Below are 18,649 nucleotides of genomic sequence, written 5' to 3' on the forward strand. Positions count from 1 at the left end.
GATGTGGGGTTAGCCCGCGAGAGCTTCGATAGTCGCAGCTGTGGCACGGGAACAGGCTCAGGATAGGTTGCAGGGATCAACGTGGAACGCTGCCGACGAGGACTACTTCTTGCCGGGTGCGGGAGGAGGAGACGCAGGACTCTTCTGTGGTGCAGCACCAGCCGGGGCCATCGACGAGGGCGCAGGCGTCGACTCCTGGGATTTCTTCACATCCATGATCTTGGTCCTAATCGTTGCCTCACTGGTGAAGGGAGAACTTGGATAGGTCTTGATCAGTTCCTGATAATGGGCTAACGCCCCTTCTGGCCGCGACTGAGACTCTTCCAACCGCGCCAACTCAAACAAGGCTTGATCTCGATTCAACGTACCGGGGGTCTCCAAGATGCCGGTCAATGCCTTGACGGCTAGATCCCGGTCTCCCTTGAGCAAATACACATAGGCCAACCGTTGTTGTACGAGCCCTGCCATTGAGGGATTCGAACCGTACAACATCAAGAATCGCTGATAGGCATCAATGGCCGCACTCAACTCATTGGTCTGGACCAACGTATTTCCCAAATGATACAACGCCAGTGGTGCTGAGGGGGTTCGAGGATATTGATCGACCACTTGCCGATACCGCGTGATCGCTTCCTTGAGCGCATGATCGGCCTTTTGAGGATCGCTGGCGGAAGGAGCGGTCAAGAAACGCATCGCCTCACGTTCAAGCTCTTGAGCCTTCTGCGCGGCCTGGCGGTCAACGTAGAACACCCCGCCAACCACGGCAGCCGCAAGCACCAACACCCCCAAACCGACCAGTATGGGGCGTCGATAGTTCTGGAGTCGGTGGAACGCATGGTCAAGCCCGCTCAGCATATGGGCTTCATCGACCGGAAGAACTTTTGCCGGGATCTTAATGCGGTAGCTCATGGATAGATTCGTCAGAGAGGGCGAGGCCCGTTTCGTTAAATAATGTCCGCGCCTTATACTAAGGATGTCACAAGGTTGTCAATGAGGCAGCGGTTTTCTCTCAGTTTTCAGATGGTAATCAGACCCCTATGTTTAATAAACAGCTCGACGAGTTGGCTGCGCGACATCTCACCAGACGGCTCACGCCGCTCCATTCGGGCGTCGGCCCGGTCGTTGAAATGGCAGGACGCCAAATCCTCCTCTTCGCCTCGAACGATTATTTAGGACTGGCCATGCATCCGGAGGTGATTCAGGCCGCCGTCGAGGCGACGCAACGATTTGGGGCCGGAGCTGGGGCCGCACGGTTGGTCTCAGGCTCATTGCCACCGCATCAGGAATTGGAAACCGCATTGGCACAATTCAAGGGAACAGAGGCTACCCTGACCTATGGCTCTGGCTATCTGGCCAACATCGGAACCATCCCTACATTGATCGGGCGAGGCGGATTGATTCTGGCCGATCGCCTCTGCCATGCAAGCCTGATCGACGGATGCCGACTGAGCGGAGCCGACTTTCGCATCTATCGACACAACGATACCGATCACCTACAGTCTCTCCTAGCCGCAAGACGCCAGTCACGACGCACCCTGATTGTGACCGACGGCCTGTTCAGTATGGACGGAGACCTCGCACCGTTGCCCGAACTCAACCGGCTAGCCCAGGAGTATGAGGCTGACCTCTATATCGATGATGCCCACGGCACAGGCGTAATGGGTCCGCATGGGCGAGGGACGGCCGAACACTTCGGGCTTGATGCACAGATCCCGCTTCAGATGGGGACGTTGAGCAAGGCCTTCGGCAGTAGTGGCGCATACATCGCCGGTCCCTCGACGTTGATCCAGTATCTGATGAACACCAGCCGATCGTTTATCTTTACCACGGCGCCGCCACCAAGTTCGGCTGCCGCTGCTACGGCAGCCTTACGAATCATCCAACGGGAGCCGGAGCGGCGAGCGCGCTTGTGGGCTAACCGTGAACGACTGTTCACGGGGCTAACACAATTGGGATTCAACCTCTCTCCCAGCGTCAGTCCGATCATACCGATCCTCATCGGCAGCGCTGAAACCGCACTCTCGTTCGCCGAGCATCTGTTTGCAGAAGGCATCTACGCTCCGGCAATTCGGCCGCCCACCGTTCCGGACGCCACCAGCCGTATCCGCGTCACGGTGACCGCTGAGCATACCGCTGGCCACATTGATCAGGCGCTCGCTGCATTCCAATGCGCTGGGCAATCCGCGAGACTGATCTGACCGAGAATTCGGGCAGACACTTCCGGCTATTTCCTTGCTTTCCCATCACCCTGTGGCATCATGCTCTCAAGCAGCCCTGAGGTCTGACAAACCAAGGCCCTGTCCATTCTCATCTTTTCTTACCGAGGAGTCCTCTTCATGGATATATCGAAACTCCTGACCTTCACGGCAAAGGAGGGCGCATCGGACTGTCACATCAGCGCCGGCGAACCGCCCATGATCCGGATGAACGGGGACCTCAAAAAACTCGATCATCCCCCATTGACCACAGAAGAAACACACTCACTCATCTACGACATGATGAGCGATACCCAGAGGAAGAACTTCGAGGAAAAACGCGAATGCGACTTTTCCTTTGAACTGGGTGACATCGCTCGGTTCCGCGTCAATGTCTTCGTCCAGAATCGCGGTCTTGGCGCCGTATTCCGAAACATCCCCACCGAAATCATTCCGATGGAAAAACTCGGCATGCCTCCTGTCGTGCGGCAGCTCTGTGATCGGGAAAAGGGGTTGATCCTTGTGACCGGCCCAACCGGATCAGGCAAATCGACGACGCTCGCCTCCATGGTCGACTACCTGAACAACACCTTCGAAGGCCACATCATCACCATTGAGGATCCAATCGAGTTCGTCCACAAGACCAAGAAGTGCCTAGTCAACCAGCGAGAGCTGGGCGTCCATACCCTGTCATTCGCTAATGCGCTGAAGTCCGCACTCCGCGAAGACCCGGACATCATCCTCGTGGGTGAAATGCGGGATCTGGACACCATCCAGCTCGCGTTGACGGCCGCAGAAACGGGACACTTGGTCTTCGGCACACTCCACACTTCCAGTGCGCCGAAAACTATCGATCGCATCATCGATGCCTTTCCCCCGAATCAACAGTCCCAGATCCGCACCCAGATCGCCGAGGCCTTGGAAGCCGTCATCACCCAGACCCTACTGAAGAAAAAGTCGGGCGGCCGTGTCGCCGCCCTCGAGATTATGGTCGCGACGACCGCGGTCAGGAATCTCATCCGCGAAGGCAAGTTGCACCAGATTCCCGGAGTCATGCAGGCCAGCCAAAAAGACGGCATGCAAACGATGGACATGGCACTGGTTGATTTAGTAACCCGTGGACTTGTCACGAAGGGCGAAGCCCAATCGCGCAGTATGAATCCCAATCTATTTGGATCCGCCATGGGCGGCGCAGCCTAAGAAACATAGCCGAGGGAACGGGGGTCGCAATGGATGTTCGCAGTCTCTTAAAAGTCATGGTGGATCAGGAAGCGTCAGACCTGTATCTGACCGTCGATTCAGCTCCGGCCTATCGCGTCCACGGCTCGACACAGCAAACCGACGCGCCGCCGTTTACCAACGAACAACTCGAAGCCCTCGCGCTGGCGCTGATGCGCGGCCAGCAGCGCGGAGAGTTCGAGGAAAAGATGGAGATGAATCTGGCTCTCTATTACAAAGAGCTCGGCCGTTTCCGCGTCAATATTTTCCGGCAACGGGGAAACGTCGGCTTGGTCTTCCGGCATATCAAAGCCGAAATCCAGACTGTCGAGCAGTTGGGCCTACCTCCGATCGTCAAAGACATCGCCATGACGAAGCGCGGGTTGGTGCTCGTCGTCGGGGCCACCGGTTCCGGAAAATCCACCACCCTCGCCGCCATGATCGACCACCGCAACACCGTCCATCCCGGCCATATCGTCACGGTAGAAGACCCGATCGAGTTCGTCCACAACCACAAGCGGTCGCTCATTACACAACGAGAAGTGGGCTTCGACACGCTCTCCTTCCAAAATGCGCTCAAGAATACCCTGCGGCAGGCACCGGATGTGATTCTGATCGGAGAAATCCGGGACACGGAAACGATGGAAGCCGCAATCACCTTCGCGGAAACCGGACACCTCTGCATCGGCACACTCCACTCGAATAACGCGAACCAAGCCATCGAGCGCATCATGAACTTTTTCCCGGTGGAGCGGCATGCACAGATCTATCTCCAGCTCTCACTGAATCTCCGCGCCATCATCTCACAGCGGCTCGTGCCGTCCATCGACGGGAAGCGAGCTCCGGCACTGGAAATCATGCTGGATACGCCTCGCATAAAAGACCTCATCAAGAAGTCCGAAGTCGATTCGCTCAAAGAAGCGATGGAGCAGGGAGTGGAGGAAGGCTGTCAAACGTTCGATCACGTCCTCTTCCAGCTCTACAAGGAAGAACGGATCTCGCTCGAACAGGCCTTGATCAATGCCGACAGCGCGAACAATCTCCGGCTCAAGATCAAGATCGAAGGTCTGAGAGGGGACGATGCGGTGAATGCACTCCTCGACAAGAAGTCTGGCGACGAGTCGAACAGTGCCTTTAAAATACAAGGCGGAGCCTCGGGGAATGTAACCCCTCTACGGAAACGATAGTCTTACCACCCTGCTCGAATCCGGCAGGAGCCATCGCACTTACGGTGTGGCGGATACCCCTTGCAACTCAAGATACGACGCAATTTTCTCCAGCGCGAGCGCGCTCAATTTCGCGCCATACCATGTCGGCATTGTGTGATCTGGATAGCCCGCCACAACAAACACCCCCGGCTCGATCACCGACTCGATCACATATTGATGCACCGACTGCGCATGGCCCCGGTACGATGGATCGGCCAACCGAAGAGGCCCCGTGACTCCTAACAGGAGAGTCGGCCCCACGCGTCCATCGGCTCCCGAAATACCGGGGACGGTGTGGCACACTGCGCAACCGGCTTTTGTGAAAATCTCTGTGATCGGTTCGTCTCCCGTGACAAGCGGAACCATGTCCGGCACAAGTGCTGCCACCGACGGGACAGTCACCGGCGTCACCGAAGAGGAATTGATAGAGTGGAGCGCCCACAGGGTCCCCAACACCAGTGCAATGATGATAAGAGGCGTAATCAATCGTTCAGACATGGAATCGCTTAAAGAAACAGCCTGGAGAGGTTGCGATGGAATGAAACATTGTGGCTGATTGGACCTGGCATCCTAGATATCGCCGACCTTCGCCAGCCATACCAGGCTGACCGCACTCACTTCGCCACATTCATCGCACAGCGAAATCCGATCGTCCGATCCTCATAGTCTGCTTCAGCTGAAAACCGTGCGGTCACGCGCAAGGCAGCCGGCAAATCTGCCCACGATCCACCCCGGAGGACTCGCTTTTCACCAGTGGCCGGGCCGGTTGGATTTTGCTCAGGACTCTTCTGGTAGTAATCGCGTCCATACCAGTCAGCCACCCATTCTGCCGCGTTCCCAGCCATGTGGGAAAGACCGAAAGGACTTTTCCCGCCCTCTTTCAGCCCATGCCGCACACTCATGCCCTCAAGACCGCTGGTGACCGCCACCAACGTGATGGCTTCATTCACCCACATGCCTCGATTATAGTTCGCAATATCGACGAAGGGCTGCATGTCTCCCCAGGGATACCGGCGCCCGTCGGTCCCCCGCGCCGCCTTCTCCCACTCAGCCTCCGTTGGAAGCCGCTTCCCTGCCCATTGGCAATAGGCAGAAGCCGACTCCCACTTCATCCCCGTCGCAGGCCGATCTCCCACGGTCGTCGCCGCCTCATCGTCCCAGGTTGTAGGAGATTCGTGCTTTCCCGATTCCAAAAACGTTCGATAGCGGCTAAGCGTGACTTCATACTGATCGATGAAGAAGGCATCCAGCATGACGCGATGTTCAGGTCGCTCGTTTGGGAGGCCGTCGTTACTCCCCATGATGAAGGGACCGGCAGGGATAAGAATCATCGGAGCACCATCCCGTCCTCGACCAGCCTCGAACCAAAGAGCCTGCCCGCCCTTGGCAGACTGTGGCTCTGCCGCCCCAAGGCACAGGATTCCCGCCACAAGGCTTATTCCTGCCCATACCATCATCTGTTGTCCATTCATCACCACCTCCATCGCGGCAGCATGCTAGAGCAGCCACTCAGCCACTGTCAGTCAGTGTATCCAGCTGAGGAGGCAAATTCAACGGAGCGAGAGGGTTGAAACAACAAGCCGGCAGCGGGAGAGAAGGAGAGAAATGTGGTGTCCCCAACGGGATTTGAACCCGTGTTACTGCCTTGAAAGGGCAATGTCCTAGGCCAGGCTAGACGATGGGGACGAAACGGGATCCGCAAAACGAAGTGGATTCTTATCATACTTCCGACTCATGTGTCACTAGAGCCCGCCGAGGGCCAGGGAGCTGGTCGCGTTTCCGCTCCGAATTCTGTAGGATAAACTTTGCCGAGGGCGTTGAACCTTCACCCGGTAGAAACCCAAGGAACACGACTCATGACCAGACCCAGACTCGTATCCTGTGCATCAATCCTGCTCGTCGCCTGCGGCCTGCTCATCGCGAGTTGCGCCCACGATACCTACCAGGAACGGGCGAACCTGATCAAAAATCATGCTGAAACGTTTTATGACAATCTGAAAACCAATCGCGTAGAATCCGCGATCCGAGCCAACGAGCAGATCGAAGCCATGGCAAGTCAGATAGGGGACACCGTCAAGAAACGGGCCGTGCAACAAGGCACGACACATGTCGAGCGCGAATTTGCGTTGATGAAAACGGCCAATGAAGCTGCGGCCACAAACTGGCTCGCACTGGGCCAATACTTCGCCATCAAGCGCCAGTACCCCCAAGCCCGCGCCACCTATCGACGCGTGATCGATACCTATACGAATCCCACAGACCAACCATACCGTGAGCAGGCTCTGCGCGCCTTGAAAGATTTGGACATGCTCAACCCACCCACGCCCGCCACGACGAACCCGTGAACGGCAACCGTCTCCTGCGCCAATCCACGGGATGTATTCTTAGCGGGCTCCTCTTGCTCAGCTGGGGCTGTGGCCATCGAATTCACGTGACCCCTGCACCCCTAGCTGTGGCACCGACCATCATCCCTCAATCCCTCTCTGTCGTGGTGCCCTTTCTCGCTTTGGAAGGAGCCGACCATATGCCGGGCATCGCCTTACTGGAGTGGCCGGCACAGGACCTACGCTCCGCCACGATCGATTACATCCAATCGCGCCAAACCTTTGCCTCGGCAGGAGACAAACCGGCCGACCTCACCCTAACCATCAAGGCCTGGCTGACGATGCGATCCCGAGGCAACTATCGCTACAGTCTGCGCTTGGAATCAGACCTTGGCGCATCGGACAAACCGCCGATCAAATCCTATTTGGTGGAAAAAGAAGCGATGGGATCGAGCGTCAGGTGGGTGACGTCTTCAGATCAGAGCCCCATCGCAGAGGCTGTCCAAGCCGCGTTGGACGATCTGCTCACGCAGATCGAAGCCGACTACCTGTTGTATCGAAAAGGACTGCGCTGAGGAGATATGAAGCGAGGACGATTCACGCACCAGAGCTTCTGGCGCGTGTGACGTTGTAGTAATCCGCTAGGAGGGGCGAGACCGTCGGTCGAAAAAACGCATCGCCAAACCTCCGGCTGCCAGGCCTGCAGCAAAAAGGGCACTGATCATCCACAAGGACGGAACGCCCGTTCGCCTTGGCTCACGACGGCGAAGCTCACGATTGAGATTCGGCATATGGGCCTCAGCCCCGAGCCATTCATCCTCAGGCGAGCCGTTCGAGCCTTTCTTCACGGACATGGCTGTTCTTCTTTCACTCATCGTTCCCCTAACTCTCATACCAACATATACCAACTTCGCATGAACAGGAGGGAGCCAACCTCTAGGCGATACGTGAACGGGAAAAATTGGCCCAGGCCGCATCGACCTGCGCGACCGGAGCCGCCTCGTATTCATGGCAATCCAAACGAAGCGAACGATCCCCGAACGACGCGTTCAAATAGTCACAATGATGTGGTCGATCCGCATTGTCATAGTGATTGGGACGAAAATACTGACAGGAGATACACATCCGCGCGACTGAAATCTCCCCCTGCTCCTGAAGACTGCGAATCACCTTGACCAAGGACGTAAGGAGAAGGACTTGCTCCGGTGACGAGAGGGTGTCCGTCGCGGTCGCCAGCCGATCCGGCATACCGGTCGAAGGCGTACAGGACCGATTTCCTTTGGCCGTCAATTGCGCCGTCACCACGCGTCCATCGCTCGTGTCTCGCCGCCTCCGTACCAATTGCTTCCGTTCGAGTGTCGCAATGACTTCCGACGCAGTGGGAAGCCTGACGGCTAATTCATTGGCCACAGTCGAGACGGTGGCGCGCTGGCCTGGCTTGGATCGAAGAAGCGTGAGGACCTGCCGCTGCAAGGGGCCGAGACCTGCTCGACCTTCACGTCGCCATGTCCGGCTTTTCATCGCCAGCCCGATCTTTTCCAGGCCGGCTACCAACTGAGTGGTCATTGCAACCGCATCCTGCAATGACGATGACTTCTTCCCGCTATTGAGTACGCGCAATTCAGCCATGGAGCACCTCCTTAAATACCAGTATTCGAAAAGTGTAGTGTCCACGCGATAGCCGCGTCAAGGTTTCGCGGGGCCAAATGACCGGCACCCACCAAGAGCGGGGGAGGGAACAAACGAACGCGCCCGCAAGCGCTCCTCGACCAGCAAACTACGATATAGAGCTGAACGGCACTACCGACGTGCAGACCTTTCTCAGTAACGAGTGCCAACGGAGAATATCAAGCTAGACCGGGCGGAAGGACCGGAGATTTTAGCAGACAGAAGACAGCCCCTTCGCTCAAGGTACATCACTGCCTGCCCTATCGCCGAAAGATAAACCGCGTGAATATTTCCTAGGCAACCGTCACGGAAATCTCATGGAGCCCGGTCGCACCGTCCGGAGCAGGATCTTGCTCGATCGACGTTTGGACTTTTCCCTCTCCATCGGTCGCGCGAACGACCAGCACATAACGGCCCGGCGGCGGCACCGCCCAGGTATAACTCCAGAAGCGCCAGGCCGCGTGAACAGTTGGCGGATCAAGCGTTGCGGCCATCCATTGCTCACCACCATCGACACTGCCCCTCCCCCACATTGCAGACCTCCCTGGTGCTCATAGAGAGTCAGGGGAAGAAAGGAACGTACGCTTACAAAAAATGCGTCCAGGAAAGAAAGTCTCCCGTAGTGGGTGGTATGTTGTAGCCGTTATTCCGCTCAATTCACACAAGGAGGCCGTTATGCCTATGATGGAACGTATTGGAATGGGATTGGGAATCGCGTTGGTAGGTGCGCTCAGCGGAGCGCCGGTCTTCGCGGCGGATGCCCCGATCGAAGACGGATCGAAGATCGTGATCACCTCCCCCAAGGATGGAGACAAGGTCGCTGATAGCTTCGAGCTAAAGTACGAGTTGACCAAGGGATCCGAGGCTGCACATGCCCACGTGTACCTGGACACTCAATATCAGAAGGGCTTTCCCGGATCGTTCAAGGGCCTGAGCAAAGGGACGCACCAGATCACCGTGACCGGCGCCAACAAAGATCACAAACTCGTCTCGGCAAGCCAGACCATCGCCGTCGAAGTCCAGTAGCCTTCACACCTGTCATCGCAATGCCGCCGGGGTCTCTAGCGAAAGAGGCCCTGGCGCGCTGGGCTGCCCATACCACTTCCACGATTACGCGATCCTCCCTCGAAACAACTTCGACATCCACTTCCTTGATTGATTAAAAAGAGTGAACGACGACGGAAATCAATCCTGCACGCATTCATATCCCCATTTTCGTTGTCACCTCGCCTTTGCTCTCAGCAAAACATGACTGCCGCACAAAATTGAAAGCATAAATGCAACAGAGCGTACAGGATTGTACGTATAAGTAGTCACCACAGTGCTAAGTGATTGATATTGCGACCTTGTCAAACTGGATCGTAAATTGCTTTACCATCGTACAAGTTCGCCTATCTAATTAAAGGAGAGACGACGATGGATTGTCCGAAGTGCAAAGGGCTGATGATGTTGGAACGATTCTCAGACTTCTTCTTGGTGTTCTATGCCTGGAAATGTATCAACTGCGGAGCGGTCATCGATCGAACGATCTCCAATAATCGGAGAAACAGCCTCGCCGCCAAAGCCGCGAAAGAAGCAGAAGAGGCTACGGTATAATTCTCGGACCGGCAGACATCGGAACGCTGTCCTCGCACCTGCAGGTTTCGGCAATGATCGGACCGGTGTACCTGGATACGCTTCTGACGGCAACAGACGATAGCCTTGGTGTGACAGCTCGGATTCCGCAATCACCTATCGACTCGTAGCGCGCGATCACTCCACCCCACCGTTGACACGACATTCTCTGTCCCCTAGCCTACTCCTGTGAAAACCTTTTGGCTCGCTTTCTTAGAAGCCATCGGCGGGTATCTCGTCGGGCTGTTTGGCGGGATGCTGCTCACTGAATTTTTCTCCAGCAACACCCATGACACCTCAGTGGAAGCAGCGATGACCGGAGCGTTTGCCTTCGGCCCGCTTATGGCGTTGATTGCCGTGATCGCAGTCTTCCATTCGCGGTACTCTCGCACAGATTAGCGCGCAGCGAATCGTGTTGAGGAAACTTCCAGGGGAGATCTTTGCATGAACATAAGACTGATGTTTGCGTTGGTCTTTCTCCTGCTTCTCAACATACCGGTCTCTGCAGAAAGCACTTGCATGGAATGTCTCCAGGCCTCTCAGGAAGAGCTGATACATTGCCTCGAAACGCCATTAGCGAAGAGGATAAGCTGGCTTGCGACGAGCGCCAGCATGAGCAGGCCACGGCCTGCGAAGACGGCGAATGCAAGACGGAAAGAGAAGAACGAGAGAAACGAACTGACACTCCCCTCACAAAAACAGATCAGGGATTGAGCTGCGCATCCTTGCCCCGCCCCCGTTGAGCTGACCTCCCCTTCTTCTGCTGAGGCGATGGAGAGGCCACTTCCTTACGCTGCCGCACAACCACTCGTTTTACCGCAACTTCTCCAGCATCGGTCTGAATACTGAGATCTTCGAGTAGCGCTCTAAGCGGTTCTGCCACCGACCAGGCTTGGGCGAAACAGCCACGCGGCTGATGGGGCGCGTCGGCATCGAAAATTTCCGACACCTGCCCCAGACAGCCTTCAGACAGATGCGCCTCAAGGCCTGCGAGAAAGCCACGGGCTTGCGTTCGTACCGCGACACTCCGACCGAATGTTTTTATCCAGGCTGTGACAAACGGACCCAACAAGAAGGGCCAAACCGTACCCTGGTGATAGGCGCCGTCGCGCTCCGTCACTCCTCCTTCATAGCGGGGCCGATAGCGACTATCGGCAGGCGAGAGCGTACGGAGCCCCACCGGTGTCAAAAGCTGCGCTTCGGCGAGACGAAGAATCTGCTGCGCGCGGTCGCGCGGGACCAGATCGTCAACGAGGGAGATGGCATAGAGTTGATTAGGTCGAAGCGACGCATCATTCCCCTCCGGCCCATCGATCACATCGTAGAGGTACCCGCCCTGCTCGTACCAGAATCGATTACGGAATGACGCGATCGCACGATTACGATCATTCCGGCACCGATCGGCGTAATCCGCTTCATCGAATCGTCGCGCAAGGGTTTCCCCCACCGCCAAGGCTCGGACCCAGAGGGCTTGGATCTCGACTGGTTTTCCATGGCGCGGCGTGACGACCCAGTCGCCGACCTTCGCGTCCATCCAGGTCAGTTGCGTGCCTGGGACTCCACCTGTAATCAATCCATCCTCATCCATCCGAATCCCATAACGCGTGCCTCGGCGATAGCTATCAAGAATCTGTTTGACCGCAGGCCAGGCAATCTCACGAACACGAGCTTCGTCTCCCGACGCCTCAAGATAACGATCGATGGCATGAATAAACCACAGCGAAGCATCGATCGTGTTGTACTCCGGCTGCTCACCCGCGTCCGGGAAACGGTTCGGCACCATGCCTTCCGAGACATGCGCAGCAAAAGATTCGATAACTTGCCAGGCGATATCCGTTCGGCCGGTGACGAGACAGAGGCCTGGCAACGAGATGAAGGTATCTCGCCCCCAATCAGTGAACCAGGGATACCCGGCAATGACCGTCTGCTGGCTCCCTCTTTGTGACAGATACTGTTCCGCAGCGCGCCACAGTTGATGTACCAATGGATCACTGCTGGGGGCTGATTGTTGAATACGCGCGCGGCGTTCCCGTTCGACATCGATCAGAGCCGCGACATCGAGTGCGTTCATGGACTCGGTGGTAAAGACCAGGGGTGCATCCTCTCCGGCCTTGAGCTGGTACGTGAGCTCACCGGGCGACCACCAGTCCTCTGCGTGATCGAGCCCTCGTTGTTGGTCGATGCTGAATTGGACCTGTCGAAACCAACTGGGCTCATGTCGGTACATTCCTGTATGGAACGCATGCACCGCCGGAAGATCGCGATAGGGATGCCAGATCACCGTCTGGTCGCCCTCAGTGACGTTGCTGTCGAGCGCTGCATTTTCATGATGGGCAGAATGGTAGTCGCGCCCGCTCAGCATTGGCCGTACGCGGAGCGTGACGGGGCATTTCATTTTTTTCAGCAGGCGCCATCGGACGATGACAAGATCGCGGCCTTGGACGCAGAGAATCTCTCGTTGGATCGAAAACCCGGCGCAGTCATAGGTCCAGGTCGGCCAGGGATCGGTGGTGAAACTGCCACAGGATTTGTATCCATCAGGATGGATGGTACCGGGATAGCAATTGCTCGAGAGGGGAATCGTCTGACCGTTCACCTCCACCCATTCTTCGAGGTGGTTGACCAGAACGAACCGTTCGCTCGGCGGCTTGCGGGCCACAAGCAACAACGCGTGATAGCGCCGCGTGTTCGCCCCGGCAACCGTGCCGGACGAGAATCCCCCGCGCCCGTTGGTCTCCAGCCATTCGAAGCTCAACGCTCGGCCTAAATCTTGACATGTGGTTGCGTCAACCTTCATGGCTTCTCTCTCATTCGGAGCGTATGGCCGATGGCAAGAATTTCTCGCTATACGCTATCAGCCATTTGCCATAAGCGCCCTATTCTCCGGATTGCTGAATCAGCTTCGCCACCAATCCCGTCCATCCCGTCTGATGGCTCGCTCCAATTCCGGCTCCATTGTCCCCATGAAAATATTCATAGAACAAGACGTTGTTGCGCCAATGTGGATCGTCTTGAAAGATCTTGGCACCGCCGAATACCGGACGTTTACCTTCCGAGTTTTGGAGAAAGATGTGCGTCAAACGGTGTGAGATCTCGGCTGCCACTTGCCAGAGAGTGGAGTGACGGCCCGATCCTGTCGGACATTCCACCCGATACTGGTCGCCGAAAAAATAGTGGAACTTTTGCAGGGACTCGATCAGGAGGTAGTTGACCGGAAACCAAATCGGTCCACGCCAATTCGAATTACCCCCGAACAAGCCCGTCCCGGACTCTGCCGGCTCATAGTCCACGCGATGCTCATGGCCCATAACCGACACCACATAGGGATGATCTTTGTGATAGCGCGAGAGGGCGCGGATGCCGTAGGGAGACAAAAACTCTTCTTCATCCAGCAAATATCCCAGCACAGACTTCAGCCGATCGCGGCTGACGAGCGAGAGAAAGCGCCGCACGCCGCCGTCGTAGGACTGCATTTCCAGATGCTGAGAAAAGTCAGGCCGGTTCTCGATGAACCATTGCATCCGGTGCTTGAAACGAGGGAGGCTGTCGATGAGCTCCGAATCGAGCGTCTCGACCGCGAACAGGGGAATAAGCCCCACCATGGAGCGGACCTTCATGTGCGTCGTTTCTCCGTTCGGCAAGTGCAGCACGTCGTAGAAGAACCCGTCCTCGCGATCCCACAACTCGATCTTCTCCCCGCCGATGTTATTCATTGCGCGACAGATGTAGACGAAGTGCTCGAAGAATTTGCTGGCGACGTCTTCGTAGGCCAGATTCTCACGAGCCAGCTCGAGCGCGATCGTCAGCATGTTGAGGCAATACATACCCATCCAACTGGTGGCATCCGACTGTTCGATATGGCCGCCGGTGGGTAATGGCGCGCTCCGGTCGAAGACCCCGATGTTGTCCAGGCCGAGAAAGCCGCCTTGGAAGATGTTCTTTCCCTCGGCATCTTTGCGATTAACCCACCAGGTGAAGTTCAGCAGCAGTTTGTGGAACACGCGCTCCAAGAAGCGGCGATCGCCGACCCCTGTGCGTTTCTTGTCGATCTTATAGATACGCCAAGCCGCCCAGGCATGGACCGGCGGATTTACGTCGCCGAAGGCCCATTCGTAAGCCGGAATCTGTCCGTTGGGATGCATGTACCACTCACGCAGCATCAGGACGAGCTGTTGTTTGGCAAAGGTCGAATCGACGAGCGCGAGCGGAATACAGTGAAACGCGAGATCCCACGCCGCATACCAGGGGTATTCCCACTTGTCCGGCATCGAAATGACATCGGCGTTATAGAGATGCATCCAATCCGAGTTGCGGCCGTGAAGACGCTCTCGCGGCGGTTCCTCTTCTGTCGGGTCGCCTTTGAGCCATCGGTTCACATCGTAGTGATAAAACTGTTTACTCCAGAGCAATCCGGCAAAGGCTTGCCGCTGCACCAGGCGCGCGTCCTCCGACAGATTGCTCGGGGCAAGACGGTCATAGAACTCGTCCGCTTCCTTGAGTCGTGTCGCAAACACGGTGTCGAAGTCTTGCTTCGCGAAACCCGGGCTCTGTGCCTCGTTGGTCAATCGCAAGCGAACGGTCTTGGCCTCGCCGGACGCGAGTGTGAGCACATACTGGGCCGCGGCCTTGGTGCCGAGGTGATCCGGATTCACCGCATCCTTCTCACCCTGCACGATATAGTCGTGAAAGCTGTCTTTCACATACCGGGCGCCCTCCTGATCGCCGTAGAGCCGGCGCGTGTTGGTGTCATTTTCCGTGAAAAGCAGGCTGGGCTCGCCCTCGCACAGTAGCCGGCGCAGGCCATAGTACTCATGCTGCGTCTCGATCACACTCATCCGGTCTACCGGCTCACCTTGCTTGAAACGGGGGCGGCGAATGTCCGAACCCCAGGACCAGGTATTGCGAAACCAGATGGTCGGAAGCAGCGTGAGTTCGGCCTGCTCGGGGCCACGATTCACGACCTGGATACGGATGCACAGATCTTCTGGCGACGCCTTGGCATATTCCACAAAGACGTCGAAGTAGCGGTTGTCGTCGAACACCCCGCTGTCGATCAATTCAAACTCCGGTTCTTGCCGCCCCCGACAGCGATTTTCCTCGACCAGCCGCGTATAGGGGAACGCCGCCTGCGGGTATTTGTAGAGATATTTCATGTAGGAATGCGTCGGCGTGGAGTCCAGATAGAAGTAGCACTCCTTCACATCCTCGCCGTGATTGCCTTCGTTGCCGGTAAGGCCGAACATGCGTTCCTTCAAAATAGGATCGCGTCCGTTCCACAGGGCCACGGCAAAACAGATGAGTTGGTGGCGATCGCAGATGCCGGCAAGCCCGTCCTCGTTCCAGCGATAGGCGCGTGACCTGGCATGATCGTGGGGAACGGCCTCCCAGGACGTCCCGTGAGGACTATAATCCTCGCGCACGGTTCCCCAAGCCCGTTCGCTCAGATAGGGACCCCATCGTTTCCAGTGGCGCTGACGCTTGGCGTCCTCTTCGAGGCGCTGCTGTTCTGCCAGGATCGGTGGTGGAGAAGCGGAGGCGGTCCGAGAATGAGAGGCCATATGACTCCTTCGGTAGAAACGGGACACAACTAGAGTCGGCCTGGGGCGGCAAGTCTTACAGCAGGCTAGTATTGGGCGCCCGTGGTAGTCAAGCGGAGACGATAGACCGATGAGCCCCCTGTGATGAACAGGGTCTACCAGTCTTCTGCCTGTGCGACATCGGACGGGCTGTCGGGTCCCGATCATGCCACTACAGGGGCACCCGCCTGACAGGTGCGCGCCCTTACAGCCTGCACTGAAATGAGAAAAATACGTGGGAGGATTATATGGTGAGCCGGCTGGGCCTCGAACCCAGGACCCTCGCCTTAAAAGCTCGAAAAGACCAATAATATCAATGGCTTGAAATCGTTAAGGTTTCCCCGTTTTTTCTTTACGAACAAGGACTTGGGACGTTTCTATGCATTCCATTGATTCTGTAGATTACGATCCATTGTGCAGAGTTTTAGCACAAATTTAGCACAGCGTTCGGGTGCCTCAGATCAACCCGCATGGTCTGTTGCAAATATGCCAGTTATGGCATAGCATGAAAATGTAATGAAGCCGGTTCATGTTGTTGGAACGTCTCGCGAGGATCTGCGTGAGCTCCCTGAGCCGGTGCAGGAAACCGCTGGCTTTCAGCTGTTCAAAATTCAACAAGGGAAAAAGCCTGATGAGAGGAAGGCCTGTGAAACGCGCCACGGTGACGAAGGGCAGTGGGAATATCTTTCGAGACATGGGGTTTTCGGAAGAACGGTCCGCGGAACTGATTCTGAAAAGCAGTTTACTGCAAGCGCTTCAGGAGACGATTAGGGGGCGAGGCTGGAAGCAGGCGGAAGCGGCAACCCAACTCGGTATTGACCAAGCCAAGATCTCGAAGATCCTCGCCGGCCAGATGGCCGGGTTCTCGGTTGAACGCCTGGTTCATTTTCTCTCGTTACTAGGCCAAGATGTAGAAGTGACCGTGCAGCGGGCTCCGCGCGGACAGCGATACGGAACAGTTCGCGCGAAGGGATCCAGACGAGCGAGTACGGTTTATGGCAGCTCGATCGAAGAACCTGTCATGATCAAAAACGGCATGCGGCCGGTTCATCCAGGAGAAATCCTGTTCGAGGAATTCATGAAGCCGACAGAGCCGCCGATCAATGCCAATATTCTTGCCAAGGCCCTCGAAGTTCCGGCGAACCGGATCACGGCAATTATCAAAGGCCAGCGAGGGATTACGGGCGATACCGCGGTACGTCTAGCGACGTTTTTCAACACCACCGCTGAATTCTGGATGAACCTGCAGAAAACCTATGAGCTGCGCCTGGCGGAAAGAGCTCTGCCTGGGATGGTCATCAAGCACATCGAACAGCACAGGGATGCGCTGGTATCGGCCGGATGATGGTGCGACATTCCATATTGGGCTATCTCAGTCCGATGGAGTTCGAAATACACGTTGCGTAGGCTGGTGTCAGCCAAACCGGCAGCATCCCATAGTCTGTCTGGTCTATCTGGTTGGGTTTTCGATTCGGCCAACGCAACAAACGGGACAGGCCTTACAAACTTGCGCCCCGTCTCGCTCGTCCAGTCTGTCTCGCATTTCTCGCGGCTCCGTTCTTGGACACGCGCAGAGGGAGACCCTCTAAAGGAAGAAAATAGAAGAATAGTGGTCTCAGTAGCAGAAAAGACTCCCGTTACATGTTCCGCGCTTCAATATGTCAATAGTCCTGCCTGACTCCGACTCCGGATCTTGGCAGCCATTTAGGCAGGAAATGTTCCTGTACTGTACCTCATCTGTCCAGAAAGTCCCTGGCCAACATTTGGGAAGCAGTGGATGCTGACAACACTGCACTTTTCCCAAATCTTGCCGCTACTTCATAACCCTCTTCACGAAACTGCTTAAGCTTTGAACTAATATCCTGAATAGAATCCACACAAAGGCTCAGACGAAGGGCTGTACCCTCAAATGGAATCTGCACATCAGTTTTATCTTTTGCCTTAAGGAGTAATCCACAATCGCCGCTTGCAATAAAAAAATTACCTCCATTTCTACAAAGGCGGCTGGTCATATACAGTCCAAACCCTGAATTAGCCCATACATTATATCTAGCTTCATTTCTTTGCTTATGAGCTTTCCCTGAAATTCCTGGCATCAATGCGAGACGTAACGCATCCCCACCTGAATCAAATTGTAGCTTCGGATTTTCCCTGAGGGCAGCACCAATTCCAATACCACGATCAACAAGTCCTAATTCGACAGTGCCCTTCTTAGGCCAGTATTGAGCACAAAGCCCGAACTGACTGGACTCACTATGTTCAACAACATTTCGCATAATTTCTCGAAGCGAGTAGGCTAGAGCATCGAATAGGGATCCAGAATCATTTTGACAAAGAATACTGGAGATATCTTGGCTTCTAGATTCAATTGTCTCAGCGACTGCCACATGAGATTCCGCAGCTTCTCGCCTAAGCTGATCACACTCAAAGAGAGTTATCGGAAAATGAGTTTGACTGCCAGGCGCCTCTCCGGGAGATTTCCCGAAATCCACACGGAAAGCCCTGAAAAACCCCATATGAGCTGCATAGCCCATGTGTCGATGATTACTAACTGAAAATTTAGCGGACGGATATTTGTCCACACATCGTTGAACTTCACTCGAGATATACAGGAGTGAAAATGGCGAAACCCAGCCTACTTTGCCAAAGTCAAAAAGGTACTCATCAGCTGGAGGTAAGGATCTCAACTGTATGGCAAACTCTATGCTTCCAGCAAGATTTAGCCCATTCGGAACATTCACAACATATTGCTGCATGCCATTTTCCTATGGGGAGCAAGATCGAACAGGCGCGGGGTCACATCTGCAAATCAGAGACTCTTCAGCCAAGAGTGGACAGCCTCCGCT

General features: G+C 55.8%; 18 protein-coding genes, 1 tRNA gene and 1 pseudogene. 10 read left to right on the forward strand and 10 right to left on the reverse strand.

All coding sequences use genetic code 11. From position 1 onward, the window contains the following. Window positions 1–102 precede the first annotated feature (102 nt). A complete protein-coding gene (locus Q7U76_03805; GenBank protein MDO8355498.1) occupies window positions 103–909 on the reverse strand; it encodes a tetratricopeptide repeat protein in 807 nt (268 codons plus the stop codon). 128 nt (window positions 910–1,037) lie between these two features. On the opposite strand from Q7U76_03805, the gene bioF reads away from it, so the two are divergent. The 3 genes from bioF to Q7U76_03820 all read left to right on the forward strand — a co-directional run bounded on the left by bioF (window position 1,038) and on the right by Q7U76_03820 (window position 4,600). Further along, the gene (bioF, locus tag Q7U76_03810; protein ID MDO8355499.1) at window positions 1,038–2,198 is read left to right on the forward strand and encodes an 8-amino-7-oxononanoate synthase; all 1,161 of its coding nucleotides are present in this window, start codon (window positions 1,038–1,040) and stop codon (window positions 2,196–2,198) included. A 138-nt stretch (window positions 2,199–2,336) separates the two neighbouring features. Beyond that, complete coding sequence (locus Q7U76_03815) at window positions 2,337–3,395, forward strand: type IV pilus twitching motility protein PilT (protein ID MDO8355500.1); 1,059 nt, start codon at window positions 2,337–2,339, stop codon at window positions 3,393–3,395. 29 nt (window positions 3,396–3,424) lie between these two features. Next, window positions 3,425–4,600 (forward strand): PilT/PilU family type 4a pilus ATPase, encoded by a 1,176-nt coding sequence (locus Q7U76_03820; protein ID MDO8355501.1) that lies wholly within the window; start codon window positions 3,425–3,427, stop codon window positions 4,598–4,600. Between the two features lie 39 nt (window positions 4,601–4,639). On the opposite strand, the gene Q7U76_03825 is transcribed toward Q7U76_03820, so the two are convergent. From Q7U76_03825 to Q7U76_03835, 3 genes are all read right to left on the reverse strand, one after another. After that, the gene (locus Q7U76_03825; protein ID MDO8355502.1) at window positions 4,640–5,119 is read right to left on the reverse strand and encodes a hypothetical protein; all 480 of its coding nucleotides are present in this window, start codon (window positions 5,117–5,119) and stop codon (window positions 4,640–4,642) included. Between the two features lie 116 nt (window positions 5,120–5,235). Then, on the reverse strand, window positions 5,236–6,093 hold the full coding sequence (locus Q7U76_03830; GenBank protein MDO8355503.1) for an SUMF1/EgtB/PvdO family nonheme iron enzyme: 858 nt from the start codon (window positions 6,091–6,093) through the stop codon (window positions 5,236–5,238). Window positions 6,094–6,229: 136 nt separating this feature from the next. After that, window positions 6,230–6,307, reverse strand: a tRNA-Glu gene (locus Q7U76_03835). Window positions 6,308–6,477: 170 nt separating this feature from the next. Between Q7U76_03835 and Q7U76_03840 the strand changes: the two genes are divergently transcribed. Together Q7U76_03840 and Q7U76_03845 are read left to right on the forward strand one after the other, a co-directional pair. After that, complete coding sequence (locus Q7U76_03840) at window positions 6,478–6,966, forward strand: hypothetical protein (protein ID MDO8355504.1); 489 nt, start codon at window positions 6,478–6,480, stop codon at window positions 6,964–6,966. 107 nt (window positions 6,967–7,073) lie between these two features. Beyond that, window positions 7,074–7,520, forward strand: coding sequence for a hypothetical protein (locus Q7U76_03845; protein MDO8355505.1), 447 nt, complete (start codon window positions 7,074–7,076; stop codon window positions 7,518–7,520). Between the two features lie 66 nt (window positions 7,521–7,586). Here the strand turns inward: Q7U76_03845 and Q7U76_03850 are convergent, their stop codons facing one another. The 3 genes from Q7U76_03850 to Q7U76_03860 all read right to left on the reverse strand — a co-directional run bounded on the left by Q7U76_03850 (window position 7,587) and on the right by Q7U76_03860 (window position 9,107). Continuing rightward, on the reverse strand, window positions 7,587–7,799 hold the full coding sequence (locus tag Q7U76_03850; protein ID MDO8355506.1) for a hypothetical protein: 213 nt from the start codon (window positions 7,797–7,799) through the stop codon (window positions 7,587–7,589). A gap of 82 nt (window positions 7,800–7,881) precedes the next feature. After that, window positions 7,882–8,574 carry a MarR family transcriptional regulator gene (locus Q7U76_03855; protein ID MDO8355507.1) on the reverse strand — a complete coding sequence of 231 codons (693 nt, stop codon included), beginning with the start codon at window positions 8,572–8,574 and terminating at the stop codon, window positions 7,882–7,884. Between the two features lie 332 nt (window positions 8,575–8,906). After that, window positions 8,907–9,107, reverse strand: coding sequence for a hypothetical protein (locus Q7U76_03860; protein ID MDO8355508.1), 201 nt, complete (start codon window positions 9,105–9,107; stop codon window positions 8,907–8,909). Window positions 9,108–9,294: 187 nt separating this feature from the next. Here Q7U76_03860 and Q7U76_03865 point away from each other — a divergent pair, with 187 nt between their 5' ends. The 3 genes from Q7U76_03865 (at window position 9,295) to Q7U76_03875 (ending at window position 10,626) form a co-directional block, all read left to right on the forward strand. After that, the gene (locus Q7U76_03865; protein ID MDO8355509.1) at window positions 9,295–9,639 is read left to right on the forward strand and encodes a hypothetical protein; all 345 of its coding nucleotides are present in this window, start codon (window positions 9,295–9,297) and stop codon (window positions 9,637–9,639) included. A gap of 390 nt (window positions 9,640–10,029) precedes the next feature. Beyond that, complete coding sequence (locus Q7U76_03870) at window positions 10,030–10,209, forward strand: hypothetical protein (GenBank protein MDO8355510.1); 180 nt, start codon at window positions 10,030–10,032, stop codon at window positions 10,207–10,209. A 207-nt stretch (window positions 10,210–10,416) separates the two neighbouring features. After that, entirely contained in the window at window positions 10,417–10,626 is a 210-nt protein-coding gene (locus Q7U76_03875) for a hypothetical protein (protein ID MDO8355511.1), read from the forward strand. Window positions 10,627–10,930: 304 nt separating this feature from the next. On the opposite strand, the gene Q7U76_03880 is transcribed toward Q7U76_03875, so the two are convergent. After that, window positions 10,931–13,024, reverse strand: coding sequence for an amylo-alpha-1,6-glucosidase (locus tag Q7U76_03880; GenBank protein MDO8355512.1), 2,094 nt, complete (start codon window positions 13,022–13,024; stop codon window positions 10,931–10,933). A gap of 79 nt (window positions 13,025–13,103) precedes the next feature. Then, window positions 13,104–15,785 carry a glucosidase gene (locus tag Q7U76_03885; GenBank protein MDO8355513.1) on the reverse strand — a complete coding sequence of 894 codons (2,682 nt, stop codon included), beginning with the start codon at window positions 15,783–15,785 and terminating at the stop codon, window positions 13,104–13,106. Window positions 15,786–16,497: 712 nt separating this feature from the next. Here Q7U76_03885 and Q7U76_03890 point away from each other — a divergent pair. Together Q7U76_03890 and Q7U76_03895 are read left to right on the forward strand one after the other, a co-directional pair. After that, window positions 16,498–16,719, forward strand: a pseudogene (locus tag Q7U76_03890) (helix-turn-helix transcriptional regulator). Between the two features lie 105 nt (window positions 16,720–16,824). Beyond that, window positions 16,825–17,148 carry a HigA family addiction module antitoxin gene (locus Q7U76_03895; GenBank protein MDO8355514.1) on the forward strand — a complete coding sequence of 108 codons (324 nt, stop codon included), beginning with the start codon at window positions 16,825–16,827 and terminating at the stop codon, window positions 17,146–17,148. A 388-nt stretch (window positions 17,149–17,536) separates the two neighbouring features. Here Q7U76_03895 and Q7U76_03900 read toward each other — a convergent pair whose 3' ends face one another. Further along, window positions 17,537–18,559: a hypothetical protein gene (locus Q7U76_03900; protein ID MDO8355515.1), complete on the reverse strand. Its 1,023-nt coding sequence runs from the start codon at window positions 18,557–18,559 to the stop codon at window positions 17,537–17,539. Window positions 18,560–18,649 lie beyond the last annotated feature (90 nt).

Source organism: Nitrospirota bacterium (assembly GCA_030645475.1).
Taxonomy (GTDB): domain Bacteria; phylum Nitrospirota; class Nitrospiria; order Nitrospirales; family Nitrospiraceae; genus Palsa-1315.